The sequence below is a fragment of the Senegalia massiliensis genome (assembly GCF_009911265.1).
GTDB classification, from domain to species: domain Bacteria; phylum Bacillota; class Clostridia; order Tissierellales; family SIT17; genus Anaeromonas; species Anaeromonas massiliensis_A.
The window spans coordinates 60,662-82,536 of record NZ_QXXA01000014.1 but is presented as its reverse complement, the minus strand read 5'-3'; the positions used below and the strand labels follow the sequence as shown (position 1 = coordinate 82,536).

Here is a 21,875-nt window from a genome sequence, read left to right as displayed (position 1 = left end):
AATTTTAAATGGTATCAAATACAGTTATTAGACAAAATTCATATTATGATTCTGTAACTCTTATGAGTCTATCTAGCAAGATTACAGATTTAGAAGGCATAGAAGATGCAGTTATATCAATGGGTACAGATATGAATAAAGAGTTATTACAAAATGTAGGTTTAGATACTGAAGAATCAATGAATTCAAAAGGTAGTGACCTTATAATTGCAATAAAGGCAGACAACCAAGAAAGTTATGAAAAAGCTTATAAAAAAGTAGATGAGTTATTAAATTATAAAAATTCTGATAATGGGGAAAGAGAAAAGAAAAATCCTAAAACTATATCAGATGCTATAAATAGAATAGAAGAAGCAAATATGGTTGTAATTTCTGTACCAGGAGAATATGCAGCAAGAGAAGTAGATAAGGCATTAGATAATAATCTACATGTAATGTTATTTAGTGATAATGTATCAATAGAAGATGAAGTAAGACTTAAAAAGAAGGCTCGTGACAAAGGCTTATTAGTTATGGGACCAGACTGTGGTACAGCTAGCATAAATAATACTGGATTATGTTTTTCAAATAAGGTTAATGAAGGGAATATTGGCCTTGTAGCTGCTTCAGGTACAGGGCTTCAAGAGGTTATGGTGCAAATTGATAGATTAGGTGGGGGAATTTCTCAAGCAATTGGTACTGGTGGACGTGATTTAAAAGAAGAAGTCGGTGGAATAATGATGCTAGAATCAATAAATGCATTGGAAAAAGATAATTCTACTGATGTAATAGTGCTTATTTCTAAACCACCAGCAAAATCTGTAGAGAAGAAAATTTTAGAAAGAGTATCAGAAATAGACACCCCTGTAGTAGTATCATTTATTGAAGGTGATAGTAAAGAAGTAGAAAAAGTAGGGGCTACTTTTGGATATAATTTATATGATACAGCTAAAAAAGCAGTAGAATTATCGGATAAGAATAAAAAAATAGATACAAATGAAAATAGTAATGAATTAAAACAACAAATTATAGATGGAAAAGAAAAATTAAAAGATGGTCAAAAATATGTAAGAGGATTATATGGTGGTGGAACTCTTTGTGCAGAGAGTCTATCTATTTTAAGAGACAAATTAGATGGGATAAAAAGCAATGTAGCAAAAGGTGATGAAGAAAAATTAGAGAATGTAGAAGATTATCTAGGAAATGTATTATTAGATTTAGGTGAAGATGAATTTACACAAGGTAGACCTCATCCTATGATAGATCCTACGATAAGGTTAAGCAAAATTAAAAAAGAAGTAAAAGATGAAAGTGTAGGAGTTATATTATTAGATTTTGAATTAGGTTATGGTTCTCATGAAAATCCAGTAGGTGCAACTTTACCTGCTATAGAAGAAGCAAAACAAATAGCAAAAGATAATAATAGAGAAGTTATATTTGTAGCATATATTTGTGGAACAGATAAAGATAAACAAAATTTAGATAAACAGACTAAAATGTTAAAAGATGCAGGAGTAATAGTAGCTGATAGTAATGTTCAGGCAGCAAATACAGTTGCAGAAATTTTAGCTTAAGGAGGTATAAATATGAGTGGAATAAGTAATATTTTTGGAAAAGATTTAAAAATAATAAATATAGGAACTTCTAAATTTAAAAATGATTTAGAACTTCAAAGTAGAGATGTAGTACAAGTAGATTGGGAACCACCTGCTGGCGGGAATAAGGAATTAATTGAAGCTTTAGATAAACTTGAAAAATTAGATAAAGAAATAAATGAAGCTAATGAAAAGGCAGTAAATATAATAAAAGAAGCAAATCCTTTCTTGGTTGACGTAGGTACAGCTAAAGATGTAATACCAAATATGGATGATAATACAATACTTCATGCAGGTCCTCCAATAAAGTGGGAAAATATGTGTGGTCCAGCACAAGGAGCTGTAATAGGTGCTTTAATATATGAGGGTAAAGCTAAAAATGAAGAAAGAGCAAGAGAACTTGCTGCAAGTGGAAAAATAAAGTTTGCACCAGCACATGAACATAATGCTGTAGGACCTATGGCAGGAATAATATCTCCTTCTATGCCTGTTCATATAATACAAAATAAAACTCATGGTAATTATGGATATTGTACAATAAATGAAGGTCTTGGAAAAGTATTAAGATATGGTGCTTTTAATGATGAAGTAATAGATAGGCTTAAATGGATAGAAAAAGAATTTGCTCCAACTCTTAAAAAAGCATTGGAATTAGTAGATGGTGGAATAAACTTAAAGACTATAATATCTCAAGCAGTACAAATGGGTGATGAAGGTCATAATAGAAATAATGCTGCAACGAGTCTTTTCTTTAGAGAAATATCTACTTATTTATTAGAGACTGATATAGATAAAGATGTAATAAAAAGAGTTTTACAATTTATGAAAGACAACAATCATTATTTCTTAAATCTTTCTATGCCAGCATGTAAAGTAGCATTAGATGCAGCAGAAGGAATAGAGAATTCTACTGTAGTAACAGCTATGGCAAGAAATGGTGTAGAATTTGGCATAAGAATAAGTGGACTTGGACGTAATAAGTGGTTTACAGCACCAGCAAATATGGTTAAAGGTCTTTTATTCCCAGGATATACAGAGGATGATGCAGCACTTGATATTGGAGATAGTACAATTACAGAAACATCAGGAATAGGTGGATTTGTAATGGCAGGGGCCCTTCCCATAGTACAATTTGTTGGTGGTACTGTTAATGATGCTATAAATTATAGTGAAGAGATGTATTCAATAACAGTATCAGAAAATACTAATTATGCTATTCCTACATTGAACTTTAGAGGTTCAGCCATAGGTATAGATATTAGAAAAGTAATAGAAGCTTCAACTCTTCCAATAATTAATACTGGAATAGCACATAAAGAAGCAGGTGTAGGACAAATTGGTGCAGGAATAGTAAATCCACCAATGGAATGTTTTGAAAAGGCTATATTAGAATTTAGTAAAGACAAATAATATAGAATTCATATAAAAATTAGGACAACTCATATGGTAACCATATGAGTTGTCCTAATTTCTTATTAATATAAATACCATATATCCAATATATGCTAGAGATAAAAATATCCCTTCATATCGACTTGTTTGCTTTCTAGTACTTGCAAATATAAATGTAAGAATAGTTGCGCCTATAAGATACAATATATCGAAAAAAACTTTATTTTCAATTGGCAATGGTTTAATAACTGATGTTATTCCTAATATAAACACGATATTAAACATATTTGAACCGATTGCATTTCCTATTGCAATATCAGATTCTCCCTTAAATGCTGCAACTATAGATGTAACAAGCTCTGGTAATGAAGTACCTATTGCAACAATAGTAAGTCCAACAAGAGTTTCACTCATACCGAGAGATAATGCAATAGAAGAACTTGAAGTAACTACAAAATTACCTCCGAATATTATCCCTAAAAGTCCAATGCCTGTAAATATTAAAGATTTCCATAAGGCTATTTCTTCTATTCCATCTGTTTCAACTAAGTCTGTGCTATCTTCTTTTGAAAATACAGCCATTTCTATTATATAATATATAAATACTAGAAATATAGAGAGTAATACTATTCCATCTCCTCGTGACAACTCATTTACATTTGTTCCTTGTAAAACTTTATCATAACTTAGCACAAATAACATTCCTGAAGCTAATAGTAAAAAAGGAAACTCTTTAAATATTGTTTTAAGTTTTATCCTAACTGGTTTAATGGTTGCAGCTGCTCCTACAACTAATAGTATATTAAATATACTTGAACCTATTATATTTCCAACTGCAATACCATTAGAGTTCGTAGTAACTGCTTTTATACTTACAGCAGCTTCAGGTGCAGAAGTACCAAATGCTACTATTGTAAGTCCAATGAGTATAGAAGGAAGACCAAATTTTTTTGCAATGGAAGAAGCACCATCTACGAAAAAGTCAGCTCCTTTAATAAGTGCAGTAAATCCTAAAACTAATATAACATAATCCAAAAAAATTCACTCCTTAAATATACATAAATTAACCTAACTTAACCATTTTATCATAAGTGTTTAAAGGAATTCAATAAAAATACTAGCAAGTCCTAAAAAGAAAAAGAAACCTAAGACATCAGTCATTGTAGTTACAAAAACAGATGAAGCAAGCGCAGGATCTATATTTAATTTTTTAAGTAAAATAGGTATACTAAATCCTGATATAGCAGCAATTAACATATTTAATATCATAGATGTTGCTATTACAATACCAAATACAATATTCTTTTCCCAGATAAAACTTATAATTCCTATAGCAAATCCAATTGCTAATCCATTTAATAATCCAATACTAATTTCTTTTAATAATATTTTTTTAGTGTTTTCTACTTCAAGTTCGCCCATTGCAATACCACGTACAATTAGGGTTAAAGTCTGAGTCCCAGCATTTCCACCCATTCCAGCTACTATTGGCATAAATGTAGCAAGAGCAACTACTCTACTAATAGTACTCTCAAATAGAGATACTGTTATTGAAGCTAATATTGCAGTTAAGAGATTTACAAAAAGCCAAGGAAGTCTATTTTTTACTGATTCACCTATAGTTCTTTCAATTTTTTCATCTTCATCAAGACCAGCTAAAAGATACATATCTTCAGTATATTCTTCTTTCATTATTTCAAAAATATCATCAGCAGTTATAATTCCTAACATTTTTTCAGAATTATCTACTACAGGCATGGATAAGAATCCATATTTTTCGAATATATTTCCTACTTCCTCTTGATCCATATCCCATGGTATTTTTATAACATTTTCATTCATAATATCTTTTATAACCACATCAAAGTTTCGTATAACTAAATCTCTTAGAGGAACAATACCTCTTAATTTTTCTTCATCATTTAATACATATAAATAATAGGCAGTTTCAGCATTAGGGGCTTCTTTTTGTAAGTACTTTAAAGTATCTGCAACTGTCATTTCTTCCCTTATAGCTATGAATTCAGTAGCCATTATACCACCAGCAGTATCAGATTCATAGCTAAGCAATTCTCGTATTTCTTCTGCATCATTAATATCCATATTATATATGATTCTATTTGCTTCTTCATTTGATATTGAACCTAGAAGGTCAGTTAATTCATCAGATGACATTTCTTCAATTATTTTTTTTTGGTTTTTTTCAGGCATTAAAGATAATAGCTCATATTTTTCCTCATCTTCTGCTTGATCAATTATATCAACCATAACTTCCTCAGGAATTTTTAAAAGTATTTTCTTTTTATCACCTTCATAAAGTCTTAATGCATCTAATACATCTTCAGGATGAATTCTAGATATGGTATTTTTTAAATCTTTTTTAGGTATGTATAATAAATATCTTAATAAATTTTCTTGATAAGATTTATAGTCCATAGTTGCCTCCGATCATACGTTATTCTTAACATCTAATATATATACCCTTTAGTGTACTGAAATATTGATATTTTTGATAATAGATTACTATTGTACTATTCGGGTAAATTTTTACATTGAAATATAAAATAGATTAGGATTATCCTAATCTATTTTACTTCCAATTTCTATTATTTTACTTATTTTACTCATTACATGATCATATCCATTTTTACTATGAGTAATGGTACAATCACTACAATCTTTTATTCCATTATTATATTTAAAATTTCCACCACATTTATCCTTCAATGCATATAAAGGACAATAGCAAAAAAGACAATTGAACTCTTTAACATCATTTACCTTATGGCAAGGGAAATATTCACATTTTTCATTTTGATTAAATTTATAGTTTTCGCTCATAAAGATACCCCCATTTGTTTTATTAATTTGATTATAACATATTATATTTCTAAAAACATAAAGAAAAGAACATCTCTTATAAATTCTTGAGATGTTCCTTTCTATGAGGTAACACTATTAATTTTTGGGGGAATCATTCCTTTCTTTTTAAATACCCGATACTACTACTTAAATAATACTACTATTTACTTTTTTGTTTTCTTTAATACTACTATTTAAATACTACTACTTATAGATATTTTCTTTAAAGTTTATCATTTTAAAGTTTGTTTATCGACTTAACTTGTATAGGTTAAGTATTACAATTACTTTAAATACAATAACCTTAAAGTTTTAATATATTACTTTTCTCATTTTTTATATTATCATTAAGTTTGTCATATTAACTGATTTGATAATATTTCTTAAACTTTGCTGTTACACATTTAAGAAATTATTATAATCGTTTAGACAATTACTTTGATGATAATACTTAGAGATTTGTAAATTAAATGAATCTAATACTTTTTTACTTTGGTGGAATCATCCCCTTCTATTAATAGTATTATATATATACCTCAAAATATGAATGTTAAACATAAAAATAAAAATTTTTTGAATATTTTTTTATTTTCTATTCTATTGACATTTTAAAAGATAAATAATATAATAAAATCTGTTGAAGAAGAGTTTATTATATTTATGCGGGAGTGGCGGAATTTGGCAGACGCGCTAGACTTAGGATCTAGTGTCATTGACGTGGGGGTTCGAGTCCCTTCTCCCGCACCATTGACAAAATGCTGAAACCGATGGTAGATCCATGGGTTTTTTTAGTATGTAGGTATAAAGTTACATTTAAACCTTTTTGTAACGCATCTATTATGATATAATTAACTCTATCATAGTTTGACAAAGGTTAAATAGATTTACGATTTTAAGGAGGAAACGAATAAATGAGTGCAACTGTAGAAAAAAAAGAAAATAACAAAGTAACTTTAAAGTTTCAAGTAGAGTATAATGAATTTGATAAAGCTGTTCAAAAGGCATATTTACAAAACAGATCTAAATTTAATATAGCAGGCTTTAGAAAAGGAAAGGCACCAAGAAAAATAATCGAATCAAGATATGGTGAAGGTGTTTTTTATGAGGATGCAATAAACATAATACTTCCTGAAGCATATAGTGATGCTATAGAGGAAAATAAGATAGAGCCAGTGGATAGACCAGATATTGATATTTCTGAACTTGAAAAAGGAAAGCCAGTAATATTTACAGCAGAAGTGACTGTTAAGCCTGAAGTTGAGTTAGGTGAATACAAAGGTATAGAAGTTGAAAAAAATGAGTATAATGTAACAGATGAAGATGTGGAAAATGAATTAAAGACTATGCAAGATAGAAATGCTAGACTTGTAGCAGTAGAAGATAGAGAAGTTAAAGAAGGAGATACTGTAGTAATTGATTACTCAGGATCAGTAGATGGAGAAAAATTTGAAGGTGGAACAGCTGAGAACCAAACATTAGAAATCGGTTCAGGGCAATTTATTCCAGGTTTTGAAGAACAATTAGTAGGTAAAAATACAGGTGAAGATGTGGAAGTGAATGTAGAATTCCCAGAAGACTATCAAGCAGAAGAATTAAAAGGTAAAAAAGCAACATTCGATGTAAAAATTCACGAAATCAAAGAAAAGGAATTACCTGAATTAGATGACGAATTTGCAAAAGATGTAAGTGAATTTGATACTTTAGATGAATTAAAAGAAGATATTAAAGCTAAACTAGAAAAAGAAGCAAAAGATAAAGAAAACGCAGAGTTACAAAATAATGTAATAGAAAAAGTTATGGAAAATTCAAAAGTTGAGATACCTGAAGTAATGATAGACTCACAAACTGATGAAGAGATAAGAAATCTTGATTATAAATTAAGATATCAAGGACTTGATTTAGAGAAGTATTTAGAACTTACAAATTCTAAAATAGAAGATTTAAAAGAACAATTAAAACCAAATGCAGAAAAATTAGTTGAAAGTGATCTTGTATTAGAAGCGATAGGAAAAAAAGAAAATATTGAAGCTTCTGATGAAGATGTAGATAAAGAGTTAGAAAAATATGCAGAACAATACAAACAAGATGTAGACAAATTTAAAAAGAACTTGAGAGATGAAGATTTAGAATCAATCAAGATGGGTATAATTAAGACTAAGACTATTGAGTTTTTAGTAGATAATGCTAAACTAGTTTAAAATATATAATTGTACCGGGAGGGATTTGTTTATGGCATTAGTACCAATGGTTGTAGAACAAACAAATAGAGGAGAAAGATCTTATGATATTTATTCTAGATTATTAAAAGAAAGAATAATATTTATAAGTGATCAAATTAATGATGTAACAGCAAGTTTAGTAGTAGCGCAATTGTTATTTTTAGAGGCAGAAGATCCTGATAAGGATATCCAACTTTATATTAATAGTCCAGGAGGATCTATAACATCTGGATTTGCAATTTATGATACAATGCAATATATTAAGCCTGATGTATCAACTATGTGTGTTGGTATGTGTGCAAGCATGGGTGCATTTTTACTTGCAGCAGGCGCACAAGGTAAAAGATATGCACTACCTAATTCTGAAGTTATGATTCATCAGCCATTAGGTGGAACACAAGGCCAAGCAGCAGATATCAAGATACATGCAGAAAGAATCTTGAAAATGAGAGATAAATTAAATAAGATTTTATCCGACAGAACAGGTCAAGATTTAGAAAGAATATCAAAAGACACAGACAGGGATAATTTCATGACTGCTGATGAGGCGAAAGAATATGGTTTGATTGATGAGGTCATAAGTTCCGCGAAATAATTGAAAAGAGGTGTCTTAATGGCAAGGTTTGAAGATAAAGAACTTAAATGCTCATTTTGTGGCAAGTCTCAAGAACAAGTAAGAAGACTTATTGCAGGACCTAATGTATATATTTGTGATGAGTGTATAGAGTTATGTCAAGAGATAATTGAAGAAGAATTTGATGAAAATATGGACTTTGACATGAATGAGTTACCAAAGCCATCAGAAATAAATGAAATATTAGATGATTATGTAATAAAACAAGATAGAGCAAAAAGATCTTTAGCTGTGGCAGTATATAATCATTATAAAAGGATAAATAGAAAGAATAATAATGATATAGAACTTCAAAAAAGTAATATTTTAATGCTTGGACCTACAGGTTCTGGTAAAACATTACTTGCTCAAACATTAGCAAGAATATTAAAAGTGCCTTTTGCCATAGCTGATGCTACAAGCTTAACTGAAGCTGGATATGTAGGAGAAGATGTAGAAAACATTCTTCTAAAACTTATTCAAGCAGCAGATTATGATGTAGAAAAAGCTGAAAAAGGTATTATATATATAGATGAAATAGATAAGATTGCAAGAAAATCTGATAATCCATCTATAACAAGAGATGTAAGTGGTGAGGGAGTCCAACAAGCACTTCTTAAGATATTAGAAGGAACAACTGCTAGTGTTCCGCCACAAGGTGGAAGGAAGCATCCACATCAAGAGTTTATACAAATAGATACTACTAATGTATTATTTATTGTAGGAGGAGCTTTTGATGGTATAGATAAAGTAATACAACAAAGAGTAGGAAAAAAAGCAATGGGCTTTGGAGCTGACATTCAAAGTAAAGAAATTAAAGATGTGGGAGAAATGTTAAAGCTTATTCAACCTGAAGATTTATTAAGATATGGATTAATTCCTGAGTTTGTAGGGAGACTCCCTGTTATAGTATCATTAAGTCAACTTGATGAAGAAGCTTTAGTTGAAATACTCACTAAACCTAAAAATGCTCTTGTGAAACAATATAAAGAATTGTTTAATATTGATAATGTTGATTTAGAATTTGAAGAAGATGCATTAAAACTTGTAGCTAAAAAAGCTATTGAAAGAAAAACAGGTGCTAGAGGTCTTAGAGGAATATTAGAAGAGATTATGTTAGATATAATGTATGATATACCATCTAGAGATGATATAGAAAAATGTCTGATAACTAAAGATTCTATAGATAAAAATTCAGAACCTACATTAGTCTTATCAGAAAAAAGAAAAAAAGATAAAGATGATAAAGAAGAAAATGCTTCTTAAAAACAGAGCCGAGGGTTTTCCCTCGGCTTTTGATATTTTAATATTAATTAGGGTAATACTTTAATAAAGATCATTTTTAGGATATACTATTGCAGTAAGGTGTTTTTATTAATATAATAGTATTACTTGAATTTTAACATCAGTATTAAAATTCTACCCAGTTATGATTTATAATAAAAAGATTTAAAGGAGAGATTAGGGTGGATAAATATAAAGCAAAATCAAACAAGAGAACAATACCACTTATACCACTTAGAGGACTTTCAATATTTCCTTATATGGTAATACATTTCGATGTAGGAAGAGATAAGTCGGTAAATGCTTTGGAAGAGGCAATGGTAAATGATTCATTAGTATTTTTGACTTCACAAAAAGAAGCAAAAATTGATATGCCTACAGAAGACGATTTTTACGAAGTAGGTACAATTTGTAAGATAAAGCAAATGCTCAAACTTCCAGGAGATACTATTAGAGTTTTGGTAGAAGGTATAAATAGAGCAAAGGTAAGAGAAGTATTACAAGATGATCCATTTTTTGAAGTGGAAGTTGAAGAGTTAGTATATGAATCTGAAATACAATCAGACAAAGAAATGAAAGCTATGATGAGACTTGTAATGGATAATTTTGAAGAATACGTTAAGGCATCAGATAATTTATCTTCTGAAATATTAGTTTCAATTTCTGAGATAACAGAACCAGGAAGACTTGCAGATGTAATTTCTTCCTATATCCAATTAAACCCAGAAGATAAACAAAAAGTATTAGAAGCATTTAATCCGTATAAACGTCTAGAGGTACTTCATATAATGCTAGAAGAAGAAATAGAAGTGTTAGAAATAGAAGAAGAAATAAACTCTAGAGTAAAAGATCAAATTAATAAAGTTCAGAAAGAATATTACCTTAAAGAGCAAATTAAGGCAATTCAAAAAGAGCTTGGTCAAGAAGAAGGACTAGATGCAGAAGTTGATGATTATATTGAGCAAATAGAAAATATAAATATGCCAGAAGAGGTAAAAGAAAAATCAATAAAAGAAGCTGAAAGGCTAAGAAGATTATCACCTTCTTCAGCAGAAACAGGTGTTATAAGAAATTATTTAGAATGGATAATAGAACTTCCTTGGGATATTCAAACTAAAGATAAGTTAGATATAAAAAAATCTAGAAAAATATTAGATAATGACCATTATGGGTTAAAAGATGTTAAAGAAAGAATACTTGAATATTTAGCTATAAGAAAACTTGCTAAAAATATGAAAGGGCCGATTCTTTGTCTTGTAGGACCTCCTGGAGTTGGGAAAACTTCTATAGCAAAATCTATAGCAAGAGCAATGAATAGAAAGTTTGTGAGAATGAGTTTAGGTGGAGTAAGAGATGAAGCTGAAATAAGAGGTCATAGAAGAACTTATGTTGGTGCTATACCTGGTAGAATTATATCCTCCATAAAAAAATCTGGTTCAAAAAATCCAGTATTTTTATTTGATGAAATAGATAAGTTAAACAGTGATTTCAGAGGAGATCCTGCATCAGCTTTACTAGAAGTATTAGACCCTGAGCAAAATAATACATTCACTGATAATTTTTTAGAGGTTCCATTTGATCTATCTAAAGTCTTATTTTTAACAACGGCTAATTCACTTAATACAATACCAAGACCATTATTAGATAGAATGGAAGTAATTAGAATTTCAGGATATACTGAAGATGAGAAAATTGAAATAGCAAAGAAATATTTAGTATCTAAACAAAGAAAAGAACATGGATTAACAGAAAAAAATATATCAATATCAGATAATACCTTAGCTTCTATAATAGAAGACTATACAAGAGAAGCAGGAGTTAGAGAGTTAGATAGAAATATAGCAAATGTAATGAGAAAAGCTGCTAAAAGAATAGTTGAAGAAAAAATAAAATCTGTAAAGGTAAATAAGAGAACACTTTCTAAATATTTAGGCACACCAAAATATAGAAGAAATGAAACTAAAAGAAATGATCAAATAGGAATAGCTACTGGACTTGCTTGGACAGCAGTTGGTGGAGAGACATTATCAATAGAAGTAACTCCAATGCCAGGAAAGGGAAAACTTCAGCTTACAGGAAAACTTGGAGATGTTATGAAAGAATCTGCTATGGCTGGTATAAGTTATATTAGATCTAAAACAAAGGAATTAGAGATTGATGAAAAATTCCATAGTAATAGAGATATTCATATACATGTGCCAGAAGGAGCTATACCTAAAGATGGACCATCAGCTGGTATAACAATGGCAACAGCAGTTATTTCTGCACTATCTAATGTGCCTGTAAATGGTGATGTGGCTATGACAGGAGAGATAACATTAAGAGGTAGAGTTCTTCCTATAGGAGGAGTAAAAGAAAAGGTTCTTGCTGCAAATAGATTAGGTATTAAAAAAGTATTATTGCCATGGGATAACAAAAAAGATTTTGATGAAGTACCTGACAAAGTAAAGAAAAATATAGACTTTGTATTTGTTAAAACTATGGATGAGGTATTAGAACATGCTTTAGTAGAGGAGAAAAAAGATGATAATTAAAAAAGCTGAAATAATAATAACAGCAGTAAAACCATCTCAATACCCACCAGAAGATTCACCTGAAATAGCTTTGGCAGGTAGATCTAATGTGGGGAAATCTTCTCTTATAAATGCACTTATAAACAGAAAAAAATTAGCAAGAACAAGTGGTCAGCCTGGAAAAACACAAACATTAAACTTTTATAATATAAATGATGATTTTAGATTTGTGGATTTACCTGGCTATGGATATGCAAAAGTATCAAGAAAAGAAAGAGAGAAATGGGGAGATATGATAAATAGATATCTCACAGAAAGAAGATCTCTAAAAGAAGTTATTTTATTACTTGATATAAGACATAGTCCTGGTGAGCATGATAAGATGATGTATGATTGGATAAAGTCAATAGGTTTTAAAGGCATAATAGTAGCTACAAAAGCAGATAAATTATCAAATAATCAAAGATCAAAACAAGTATCTGTTATATGTAAAGAACTAGGAATAAAGGATAGAAGTTTAGTAATACCTTTTTCTGCTACAAAGAAGTTGAATAAAGATAAAGTATGGAATATAATAAAAAAAGTGTTAAACACATAAAAAAGGCTTCCTAATTTAGGAAGCCTTTAAAATCTTATTCTTCTAGTTCAAACATATCTTTAGTAGCGCCACAAACTGGACAAACCCAATCTTCTGGAATATCTTCGAAAGCAGTACCTGGCTCAATTCCTCCATCTGGATCTCCTTCTGCAGGATCATAAACCCAACCACATGGTATGCATACATACTTTTTCATCATCAAAACCCCTTTCATATATATAGTAATATTATGTAACTAATTAAATGTTACCCACAATTCAAATGTTTTAAACATTTGAATCACAACTATATTATACTAATATAAAAAGCAAAAAACAAGTTAATTAAAGATTATTCATATTTAAAAAGGGTAATTAAATTATAGAAAGAAAAATAATCATAATAGAATGGTGTGATGACATTGAGTTATACAATTGAAAGATCTTTGGAAAGCGATTTGATAGCTATAAAGGAAGATCTTATGAGTATTCAATCCAACTTACAATCAATAATAAAAGATGACTCATTATTATTCGAAGCAAGACTTATATTAGATGAATTAATTTGTAATGGAGTACGTCATGGTAATAGAAGAGAAAAAGAAAAGCTTGTAGACTTACTAATAGAAATATCAGATAAATATTTAAAAATAGAAGTAAAAGATGAAGGTGAAGGATTTATATATAATAGAGAAGAATACAATCCTTTGAGTTTAAATACTGGTGGAAGAGGTCTCAAGATAGTAGATGGATTGAGTGATGAATTTTATGTAAAAGAAAATAAAGTTATAGCAATAAAGTATCTACAAGGTGATTTTGGAATCACTAATATTTTAAGATAGTTTTTGCTTGAACTCTCATAAGAGAGTTTATTTTTTTGTTTATTTTTCTTTGTTTTAAGCAAATAATATATTATACTTATAATAGAAAGTTGAGAGGTGAAAATTGATATGGCAAAAAAGAAGAAAGAATTTCAAGTTAAAATAGAAAAAACTGAGTTTCCTAATAAAGGCATAGGAACATATAATGATAAAAGAGTTGTAGTAAAAGGTGCTACATCAGGACAAATAGTAAAAGTTAGAACTAAGAAAAATAGAAAAAATAAAATAGATGCAAATCTAATTGAAGTAATAGAAAGAAGTGAAAGAGAAATAAAGCCTCAATGTATTCACTTTTGGGATTGTGGAGGATGTAGTTATCAGAACTTAACATATAATGATCAATTAGAAATGAAAAAAAATCAAGTATTAGATCTATTTCATAAAGCAGGTATTGAAGGATTTGAATTTGAAGGTATAGAAAAAAGTCCAAATGTATGGAGATATAGAAATAAGATGGAATTTACATTTGGAGATGAATATAAAGAAGGTCCACTTACATTAGGAATGCATCAAAAAGGGAAATTTTATGAAATATTGTCTGTTCCATATTGTGAGATAGTAGATGATGATTTTACAAATATACTTAATGTAGTTTTAGAATATTTTAGAGAAAAGAAAGTACCTTTTTATCATAAGAGAAAGCATGAAGGAGTACTTAGACATCTAGTAATAAGAAAAGCAGAAATTACAGGTGAAATATTAGTAAATCTTGTAACAAGCACACAGCAAGAATTAGAGTTAGATGATTTAGTTGACAGATTAAAAAATATTGATTATATAGGTCAGTTAAAAGGTATTCTTCATACACTAAATGATAATTTAGGAGATGTAGTGCAAAGTGATAAAACTATTACAATATATGGAGAAGATTTTATAACTGAAAAATTACTAGGACTTGAATTTAATATATCTCCTTTTTCATTTTTCCAGACAAATTCATCTGGAGCAGAAAAATTATATGAAATAGCTAGAGAATATGCAGGAGATACAAAAGATAAAACAGTATTTGACTTATATTGTGGAACAGGAACAATAGCTCAAATAATGGCTCCAGTAGCTAACGAAGTAATAGGAATAGAAATAGTAGAAGAAGCAGTAGAAAAAGCTCGTGACAATGCAAAATTGAATGGATTAGATAATTGTGAATTTATAGCTGGAGATGTATTAAAAGAAATAGATAATATAAATATAAAACCAGATTTAATCATATTAGATCCACCAAGAGTAGGAGTTCATAAATCTGCAATAGAAAAAATAGTAGCATTTGATTCTAAACGCATAGTGTATGTTTCTTGTAAGCCAACATCATTAGTGGAAGATTTAAAAGAATTTGAAAGCTTTCGTTATGAAGTAAAGAAAGTAAAATGTATGGATATGTTTCCACATACTCCGCACGTTGAGACAGTTGTGTTGATAGAGAAGAAATAGGTTGAAATAGCAAAGGTTTAGAAGGTTTTAAGTAAATATGTAGATGTGTTTTATGTTCCTTAAGTTAGTCTTAGGGAACATATTTTGTTTAGGGGGCTATTGTGTACTAGAAATGAAAAAGCCTTAATGTACTATATAGAAGAAAGTCATCCATCAATTATACATAAAGAAATATGGGAAGCAGTATAACTTGAAATGCATTTCCACCCATGAGATTCTAAAGGAATGATTTTGATAGGATTTTTTGAAAAATATATTTGAAAAACGCTAAAAACAAATGAATATTTTGAAAAATATGATAGAATGGTATATAGTAATAACCAATAAAAGGAATTAGAGCTTATGGATATAGATATATGGGTTGTAGTAATAAATAAAGACAAACTTTATATTAAGTTTAATTATGACAAGGAAAAAGTCCGAAAGATAAAAACAATAAATGGTAGAGTATGGGAAGCATAAGAAAAATACTGGGCTATTCCATATATAGAAGAAAGTATTGATAAAATAATAGAAGTTTTTAATTTAGATACTATTAAATTCCATGAATTAATTGATATTTTTGATAAGAGTATAGAATCCTACAGTAATAATGTTATAAGGTTTTTTAATCATAATCTAGTGTATTCTTCAGGGTTAAGAGTTGGAGAGGTAGTGAGACTAAAAGTTAAAGATATTTATGAAGATAGGATAGTATTACATGTAGTACAAGGGGAAGGAAGAAAAGATAGATATACATACATTGCTATCCCAAGTAGCATTAGATATAGTAAATAAATATAAACAGATTTATGAACCTAAAGATTGGTTGTTTCCAGGAGGAAAAAAGATAGCTTTCTTACAAAAAGATGTATCAGTTCATACACTAAGATATTCTTTTGCTATTCATTTACTAGAATCAGGAACTGATATAAGATATATACAAGAACTACTAGGACATATTAGCTCAAAGACTACTGAAAAATATACGCATGTATCTAAAAATACTATAAGAAAGATACGAAGTCCTTTGTATGATATATTTTAGTAGGGGAATTTTGTGGGAGGTAAATCTATAGGAGGATATTCCTGAACGTTGATTCGGAAAAGGTGTTAAAATTGGTGGTATTCCTGACATAAGATTCGAGAAAAAATAAGTTATCTGTAATAACAAAGTATTTCAAAGAAAGGCTATGCTTAAGAAAGATGTTGATTTTATAAAATAGTTTAATTTGCTAGTATTTGATGACATTGTTTTGGAATTTTCACTATATTTTAAATGAATCAAGTTAAAATAAACACAAATTTCAGCAATATTCTTTAACAGACCCTAAAAAGATAAAATAAATAAGATAGATATTAGATAATAGTAACATACTCTTCAATAACAAGATAGGTAGGTAAATGATGAAAAGAATTATATAATATTTGCAAATGGAGGTTAAAAAAATGGCATTAAGGAATATTCGAAATTTGGGCGATGATATATTAAGAAAAAAAAGTAGACAGGTAGAAAAGATTGATAATAGAGTTTTAACTTTACTTAAAGATATGGTAGATACATTGAATAATACAGAAAATGGTGCGGCGCTTGCAGCGCCACAGTTGGGGGTTTTAAAAAGAGCTGTTGTAATAGATATGGGTGAGGATATAATATATCTGATAAATCCAGAAATAGTTGAGACTGAAGGAATGCAAAAGGTTGTAGAAGGGTGCTTAAGTATTCCAGGTAAATGGGGAAAATTAATAAGACCTAAAAAGGTTAAAGTAAAAGCATTAAATGAAAAAGGAAAAGAAATTATCATAACTGGAGAAGGAGATTTGGCAAAATGTTTATGCCATGAAATTGATCATTTAGATGGGATACTGTTTATAGATAAAGTAACAGAATTTATATAAGAATAACATTAAATAAATTGCAGTTAATACGTATAATCCTTATATTGTGTAAGAACAATGTCAATTACTTTAAAGGCTTAGTTTTCTTGAGTAATTCTTAGGGTTCTACTACAGATAACATGTTATTTTCAGACATTCCACGAAAAACATGTGGAACGTCACAACATAGCAAGAACGTTATACGCAATCGATAAATAAGTAAGGTGGTTTAATGAAATAGGTAGTACATTATAAATGATAGAATAAGAATGTAAGAAAGTGATCATTTAAGAATGTAGTATTTGTAAAAATAATATATAATTATCTCTATAAATATAGGAGTTAATTATGATTATAAAAAGTGATATTTATACAGATATAACTATTAATAAATTAGATGACCTAAAAAAACTAAAACCTTTATTGATGAAGAAGAGTATTCTATTGATGATGTGGGAATGTAAGATTCTGTTTAATGATAAAGTTCTTAAAATACAAACGTTAAGTGATGAATCAGAGAATGAATATCATGTCATGGAATGGTTACAGGGAAAGCTGCCAGTTCCTAAGATTTTGGGATTTGAAAGAGACAAAAAGAAGACCTATATTCTAATGACAAAAGTAGCTGGAGAAATGTCTTGTGCAGAAAAATATTTGAAAAAACCGGAGCAATTAACTACTTTGTTGGCAGAAGGATTGCAAATGCTCTGTTAAATTTTGCAAATTAGCTTATAGGTACAGCCTATGAGCTAATTTTATTAGATCTTTTTATTATAGTGTCTAGAGCAATTACTTTACTTGTATAAATTGACTGAAAAAATATATACATATATAATATTATTAATAACGTTATTGATATTACTAATGATGAGCTGTAAATAAACTCTGCTGTAAAAAACAAATATCAGGATGTGATATATCATGGGGAAAAATAAACTTAATAAAAATATAGTATTATTTGCCATGATATTAATAGTAGTATTTCTACTATATCAACAAATTACATATTTGTATTCAGATTATAATAATAATAAAAAGACACTGGTTTTCATGGGTAATAATAATATAGCTCCCATTATTTTTGAAGAAAATGGAACAGCAAAAGGAATAGTAGTTGACATAGCAAAAGAGCTCGGTAAAAAAATTGGATATAAAATTGAAATTAAAGCTACTGAATGGCAAGAAGCCCAGAATAAGGTGTTATTAGGAGAAGCAGATGCATTGCTACAAATTAATCCTAGTTCAGAGAGAGAAAAACTCTATGACTTTTCAAATGAATTATTAAGAATGGATTTTTCTATATTTAAAGAATACGGAAACACAGATATTTATACAGCTATTGATTTAAAAGATAAAAATGTAGGTGTAGAATCTGGAGGATATCCATATTACCTACTAACAGAATATGATGGAATAAATATAGTGACAATATCAGACTGGAACACTGGCTTTCAAATGATTAAGTCTGGTGAACTAGATGCCATTGTTGCTGATAGGTGGATAGGTAAATATGAATTAGCTCAGAGCAAAGTGGAAGGGATAGAGGTTTTAGAGAAGCCTATAGAAACACAATATTCACGGATAGCAATAAAAAAGGGAAATGAAGAACTGTTAAATTTAATTAATGTTGGGTTAGAAGAGTTAAATGATGACGGGACAATGGCAGATATACTCAGTGATTGGCAAGGGAAAAAAGTTGTTTATTTTACTGAAGAGAGCATACAGAGAACTTTTCTATATGCAATTATTATAATCCTATTTTTAATTTCCCTGATATCTTTATATGGGGTTAGAAGGTTTCGAGCACTAAATAAAAAACTTGAGTTAGATGTTATGGAAAGAACTCAAGAACTTAATAATGCAAATGAAAAGCTTAAAAAAACGAATGAAGATTTGGAAAGAATTTCAATGATAGATCCACTTACTAATATTTCTAATAGGAGATATTTTGATAGTTTTTTACAAAAGGTATGGGAGAGTAGTATAAGAGAAAATCTTCCTTTATCTTTAATTATGGTAGATATTGATAACTTTAAAATGTATAACGATAGTTATGGACACTTAGCTGGAGATCGATGCTTAAGAAATGTAGCTGATGTAATAAAGAATACATTAAAAAGATCTGGGGATATTGTAGCTCGTTTCGGTGGTGAAGAATTTGTAGTTTTATTATCCAATACTACAGAAGATGGTGCTATGGTAGTAGCTGAAGATATAAGAGCTAAAACTGAAAATCTAGGTATGAAAAATGAAGGCTTAGCCACAATTATTACTATTAGTTTGGGAGTAGCATCAGTTGTTCCTGATGAAAGTATGTATCCTGAAAACATTATAAATGCAGCTGATCAAGCATTGTATCAAGCAAAAAAAGATGGACGAAATAGAGTTGAAAGAGTAGATTTACTGATGAAAAATTTGTAGATAAAAAATCACAGGAAAGATAATAACAATCTAATCATTGACTTATTGAATTTGCAAAAGAAGTTGCAAATAATAATAATATAATCTGAGTTTTAGTATTATTTAACTACCTAAACACATGTGGAGTTTGTTGTAGGAATATAAAGAGTAGAATCTATGGAATAGCTATATATAAGGCTATAGGTTATTTTTATTCCATTACAAATGGTGATGAGTTTAGAAATAAAGTGCAAATTGGCGAGTTGGAAGTTTGTATTCATTGATTAGATTTATGATTTTGTGTTAACTGTTTTTTAAAATATCTCAGATAATAAAAACAAATGCACCGAAATTTAGGTGCATTATTTTTACGTGTAGTAATTATGTTGAGATTTCCCATAGTTTAATTAGAATGTTTAACCAAAAAATTGAGTGTTGCCTCCCAAGCTTTTCTGTTAGCATTTGCAGCGTTTTTTGCCATTACTGATGGATGATCAATCATAGGAGGGATATTAGGGAGAAAGAAAGTATGTCCCATATTACTAAAATTTAAGTGTTTTGATTGATAAGGATTATTATGTTCTTCTAAAGTTTGCATCATATCTCTACACATTTTTGAGGATGGCCAAGTATTATCTTTTTCACCAGAAATCATAAGAATAGGACATGATATATTTTCAATTGGAATACGAGCACTCTCTAATTGTTTAGAAGTAGCTGAATTTAATGCATTATCATGAATTTTTCGTATATCAGTGGGAGTCATATTTTTTGAGAATTTTGTATTTGATGGGTATTGTATAAAGTTAATAGGGGTGGTTTTATAAGTCCATGATGATTTTGTCTTATGTTCTACCATGGAAATTCCTTCAAATACATGGGAAGAAGGTACGTAAGTAATAATAGAAGTTAAATGCTTAGAAAAAAATGAACCAAATAATAATGATAACTCACCACCTTTAGAAATTCCCATTATACTTATATTGCTGTCGTCAATTTCGGGTTTGCTTTTAAGCCAATCAAGAGCTCTTTTGAAGTATTCTATTTTAATTTCAATGAGTTCATTTGGTAAATTATCATTTTGAACATCAAAGTAATTTAAAGCAAGAGCTGCATATCCTTTATTACTAAGTAAAGCTGCTATTTGTTCTGTCCAAAAGAGTCCTCCTGTAGATCCCCCAACTATAATTACAGCTGGTAGATTATCCTTTCCTTTAGGCTTAAAAAGTTTTCCTACTATTAAATTTTGAACAACAATTTGTTCAGTATCAGAATTAGTAAAGTTAATATGTACTTCTCTTGTATCTTTTATTTTATCTTTTATTAACAAATAAAAACTTACCTTATTAGGTTGAGTAGTCATTTTTAAAAATATAGGTGGAAAAGGAGTATTACTTTCCTTTATTTGCATAGACCATAGCAAACCATTAGGGTCACAACCACTGTATGAGCCTTTTTTAGGTGCTGTTGTATTTAAATCAATAGTTCCTTGGTAATCAGCTGTGAAAATTCCAAAGGAACACCATGTTCTTTTTACATCGTCTTGCATTTCTGCTTGTATTTTCACCTTTTGGTTTGGTTTTAATCCTGTAATTTGAAGCTTTAGACTTTCGTCGATTAGTTGATTAGTTGATGGTAAAATTATTTTAGGATTCATAATCTTTTTCTCCTTTTCCTATTTTATTTAATGGAGGTAAGTGAACCTCAAATGATTCTTTATGCAGCAGCTCCTTTATCTCTTTTAAAAATTCTATGTTTACCTCAATATGGGTACAACCATTTTTTAGCAGAGCTTTCATATAACTAGGCAATGGTTTTGATTGTACTTTTTCTTTTGATTTCTCAGCAGCTTTCCAATTTAGCAACTCTTTTTCCAGATTTTTAATGTGAATATTAATAGCGTTTATTGCTTTCTCATAGGGTAGTTTTCCTAAAAAAGTTACAGCAGTATATAAAGAATTAGGAAAATTAAGGTCAACTTTACTGAGGATATCTTCTAGTTCGGTTTCGAAAAAATCTTCTCCTTTTTCAGTAATCGAATAAAAAGTTCGTGAACGATTTCCTATATTCTCAATACATTGAACTTTTATCAGTTCACTTTCTTCCATTTTATTAAGTGCATAATATATTGAGCCTATTTTAATACCTGCCCAACTCTCTGCATGACTCAACTTTAAATACTGTATTATTTCATAACCTGTCAAATCTCTTTGTTGTAATAAACCTAATAGCATTAATTTTATCAATATATTTCCTCCTCTAATATAGTTGACTTA

General features: G+C 29.3%; 20 protein-coding genes and 1 tRNA gene. 15 read left to right on the top strand and 6 right to left on the bottom strand.

Annotated elements, in window-relative coordinates; genetic code table 11:
• Nucleotides 1-8: 8 nt before the first annotated feature.
• Nucleotides 9-1,553: an acyl-CoA synthetase FdrA gene (fdrA, locus tag D3Z33_RS12970; protein WP_160198198.1), complete on the top strand. Its 1,545-nt coding sequence runs from the start codon at nt 9-11 to the stop codon at nt 1,551-1,553.
• A 12-nt stretch (nt 1,554-1,565) separates the two neighbouring features.
• Complete coding sequence (locus tag D3Z33_RS12965; RefSeq protein WP_160198197.1) at nt 1,566-2,984, top strand: DUF1116 domain-containing protein; 1,419 nt, start codon at nt 1,566-1,568, stop codon at nt 2,982-2,984.
• Nucleotides 2,985-3,038: 54 nt separating this feature from the next.
• Here D3Z33_RS12965 and D3Z33_RS12960 read toward each other — a convergent pair whose 3' ends face one another.
• From D3Z33_RS12960 to D3Z33_RS12950, 3 genes are all read right to left on the bottom strand, one after another.
• A complete protein-coding gene (locus tag D3Z33_RS12960; protein WP_160198196.1) occupies nt 3,039-4,001 on the bottom strand; it encodes a calcium/sodium antiporter in 963 nt (320 codons plus the stop codon).
• 60 nt (nt 4,002-4,061) lie between these two features.
• A complete protein-coding gene (gene mgtE, locus D3Z33_RS12955) occupies nt 4,062-5,402 on the bottom strand; it encodes a magnesium transporter (protein WP_160198195.1) in 1,341 nt (446 codons plus the stop codon).
• A 144-nt stretch (nt 5,403-5,546) separates the two neighbouring features.
• Entirely contained in the window at nt 5,547-5,807 is a 261-nt protein-coding gene (locus D3Z33_RS12950; protein ID WP_160198194.1) for a cysteine-rich small domain-containing protein, read from the bottom strand.
• 683 nt (nt 5,808-6,490) lie between these two features.
• Here D3Z33_RS12950 and D3Z33_RS12945 point away from each other — a divergent pair.
• The 6 genes from D3Z33_RS12945 to yihA all read left to right on the top strand — a co-directional run bounded on the left by D3Z33_RS12945 (nt 6,491) and on the right by yihA (nt 13,055).
• Nucleotides 6,491-6,575: transfer RNA gene (locus D3Z33_RS12945), tRNA-Leu, on the top strand.
• Nucleotides 6,576-6,739: 164 nt separating this feature from the next.
• Nucleotides 6,740-8,026: a trigger factor gene (tig, locus tag D3Z33_RS12940; protein WP_160198193.1), complete on the top strand. Its 1,287-nt coding sequence runs from the start codon at nt 6,740-6,742 to the stop codon at nt 8,024-8,026.
• Nucleotides 8,027-8,057: 31 nt separating this feature from the next.
• Nucleotides 8,058-8,642 (top strand): ATP-dependent Clp endopeptidase proteolytic subunit ClpP, encoded by a 585-nt coding sequence (gene clpP / locus D3Z33_RS12935; RefSeq protein WP_160198192.1) that lies wholly within the window; start codon nt 8,058-8,060, stop codon nt 8,640-8,642.
• An 18-nt stretch (nt 8,643-8,660) separates the two neighbouring features.
• A complete protein-coding gene (gene clpX, locus D3Z33_RS12930; RefSeq protein WP_160198191.1) occupies nt 8,661-9,926 on the top strand; it encodes an ATP-dependent Clp protease ATP-binding subunit ClpX in 1,266 nt (421 codons plus the stop codon).
• A 200-nt stretch (nt 9,927-10,126) separates the two neighbouring features.
• Nucleotides 10,127-12,478, top strand: a complete 2,352-nt coding sequence (gene lon / locus D3Z33_RS12925) for an endopeptidase La (protein WP_160198190.1) — start codon at nt 10,127-10,129, stop codon at nt 12,476-12,478.
• On the top strand, nt 12,468-13,055 hold the full coding sequence (gene yihA / locus D3Z33_RS12920) for a ribosome biogenesis GTP-binding protein YihA/YsxC (protein WP_160198189.1): 588 nt from the start codon (nt 12,468-12,470) through the stop codon (nt 13,053-13,055). Before lon ends, yihA begins: the two co-directional genes overlap by 11 nt.
• 34 nt (nt 13,056-13,089) lie before the next feature.
• Here yihA and rd read toward each other — a convergent pair whose 3' ends face one another.
• Nucleotides 13,090-13,251: a rubredoxin gene (gene rd, locus D3Z33_RS12915; RefSeq protein WP_130806144.1), complete on the bottom strand. Its 162-nt coding sequence runs from the start codon at nt 13,249-13,251 to the stop codon at nt 13,090-13,092.
• Nucleotides 13,252-13,455: 204 nt separating this feature from the next.
• Here rd and D3Z33_RS12910 point away from each other — a divergent pair, with 204 nt between their 5' ends.
• The 7 genes from D3Z33_RS12910 to D3Z33_RS12885 all read left to right on the top strand — a co-directional run bounded on the left by D3Z33_RS12910 (nt 13,456) and on the right by D3Z33_RS12885 (nt 19,620).
• Nucleotides 13,456-13,875, top strand: a complete 420-nt coding sequence (locus D3Z33_RS12910) for an ATP-binding protein (RefSeq protein WP_160198188.1) — start codon at nt 13,456-13,458, stop codon at nt 13,873-13,875.
• 108 nt (nt 13,876-13,983) lie between these two features.
• Nucleotides 13,984-15,342 (top strand): 23S rRNA (uracil(1939)-C(5))-methyltransferase RlmD, encoded by a 1,359-nt coding sequence (gene rlmD / locus D3Z33_RS12905; protein WP_160198187.1) that lies wholly within the window; start codon nt 13,984-13,986, stop codon nt 15,340-15,342.
• A 654-nt stretch (nt 15,343-15,996) separates the two neighbouring features.
• On the top strand, nt 15,997-16,119 hold the full coding sequence (locus D3Z33_RS16985; RefSeq protein WP_279279088.1) for a hypothetical protein: 123 nt from the start codon (nt 15,997-15,999) through the stop codon (nt 16,117-16,119).
• Nucleotides 16,085-16,369, top strand: coding sequence for a tyrosine-type recombinase/integrase (locus tag D3Z33_RS12900; RefSeq protein ID WP_201750532.1), 285 nt, complete (start codon nt 16,085-16,087; stop codon nt 16,367-16,369). The genes D3Z33_RS16985 and D3Z33_RS12900 overlap by 35 nt, the downstream gene beginning before the upstream one ends.
• Before the next feature lie 401 nt (nt 16,370-16,770).
• On the top strand, nt 16,771-17,220 hold the full coding sequence (gene def / locus D3Z33_RS12895; RefSeq protein ID WP_160198186.1) for a peptide deformylase: 450 nt from the start codon (nt 16,771-16,773) through the stop codon (nt 17,218-17,220).
• Nucleotides 17,221-17,547: 327 nt separating this feature from the next.
• On the top strand, nt 17,548-17,913 hold the full coding sequence (locus D3Z33_RS12890) for a hypothetical protein (RefSeq protein WP_160198185.1): 366 nt from the start codon (nt 17,548-17,550) through the stop codon (nt 17,911-17,913).
• 207 nt (nt 17,914-18,120) lie between these two features.
• The gene (locus tag D3Z33_RS12885; protein ID WP_160198184.1) at nt 18,121-19,620 is read left to right on the top strand and encodes a GGDEF domain-containing protein; all 1,500 of its coding nucleotides are present in this window, start codon (nt 18,121-18,123) and stop codon (nt 19,618-19,620) included.
• 382 nt (nt 19,621-20,002) lie between these two features.
• Here D3Z33_RS12885 and D3Z33_RS12880 read toward each other — a convergent pair whose 3' ends face one another.
• On the bottom strand, nt 20,003-21,256 hold the full coding sequence (locus D3Z33_RS12880) for an acyl-CoA thioester hydrolase/BAAT C-terminal domain-containing protein (protein ID WP_160198183.1): 1,254 nt from the start codon (nt 21,254-21,256) through the stop codon (nt 20,003-20,005).
• Nucleotides 21,246-21,845 (bottom strand): PadR family transcriptional regulator, encoded by a 600-nt coding sequence (locus tag D3Z33_RS12875; protein ID WP_160198182.1) that lies wholly within the window; start codon nt 21,843-21,845, stop codon nt 21,246-21,248. Before D3Z33_RS12875 ends, D3Z33_RS12880 begins: the two co-directional genes overlap by 11 nt.
• Nucleotides 21,846-21,875: the final 30 nt, after the last annotated feature.

Excerpts from the sequence above, each read along its gene's own strand:
- fdrA (WP_160198198.1), top strand. The coding sequence starts at position 9 with ATGGTATCAAATACAGTTATTAGACAAAATTCATATTATGATTCTGTA.
- D3Z33_RS12965 (WP_160198197.1), top strand. The coding sequence starts at position 1,566 with ATGAGTGGAATAAGTAATATTTTTGGAAAAGATTTAAAAATAATAAAT.
- mgtE (WP_160198195.1), bottom strand. The coding sequence starts at position 5,402 with ATGGACTATAAATCTTATCAAGAAAATTTATTAAGATATTTATTATAC.
- D3Z33_RS12950 (WP_160198194.1), bottom strand. The coding sequence starts at position 5,807 with ATGAGCGAAAACTATAAATTTAATCAAAATGAAAAATGTGAATATTTC.
- tig (WP_160198193.1), top strand. The coding sequence starts at position 6,740 with ATGAGTGCAACTGTAGAAAAAAAAGAAAATAACAAAGTAACTTTAAAG.
- clpP (WP_160198192.1), top strand. The coding sequence starts at position 8,058 with ATGGCATTAGTACCAATGGTTGTAGAACAAACAAATAGAGGAGAAAGA.
- clpX (WP_160198191.1), top strand. The coding sequence starts at position 8,661 with ATGGCAAGGTTTGAAGATAAAGAACTTAAATGCTCATTTTGTGGCAAG.
- yihA (WP_160198189.1), top strand. The coding sequence starts at position 12,468 with ATGATAATTAAAAAAGCTGAAATAATAATAACAGCAGTAAAACCATCT.
- rd (WP_130806144.1), bottom strand. The coding sequence starts at position 13,251 with ATGAAAAAGTATGTATGCATACCATGTGGTTGGGTTTATGATCCTGCA.
- rlmD (WP_160198187.1), top strand. The coding sequence starts at position 13,984 with ATGGCAAAAAAGAAGAAAGAATTTCAAGTTAAAATAGAAAAAACTGAG.
- def (WP_160198186.1), top strand. The coding sequence starts at position 16,771 with ATGGCATTAAGGAATATTCGAAATTTGGGCGATGATATATTAAGAAAA.
- D3Z33_RS12890 (WP_160198185.1), top strand. The coding sequence starts at position 17,548 with ATGATTATAAAAAGTGATATTTATACAGATATAACTATTAATAAATTA.
- D3Z33_RS12885 (WP_160198184.1), top strand. The coding sequence starts at position 18,121 with ATGGGGAAAAATAAACTTAATAAAAATATAGTATTATTTGCCATGATA.
- D3Z33_RS12880 (WP_160198183.1), bottom strand. The coding sequence starts at position 21,256 with ATGAATCCTAAAATAATTTTACCATCAACTAATCAACTAATCGACGAA.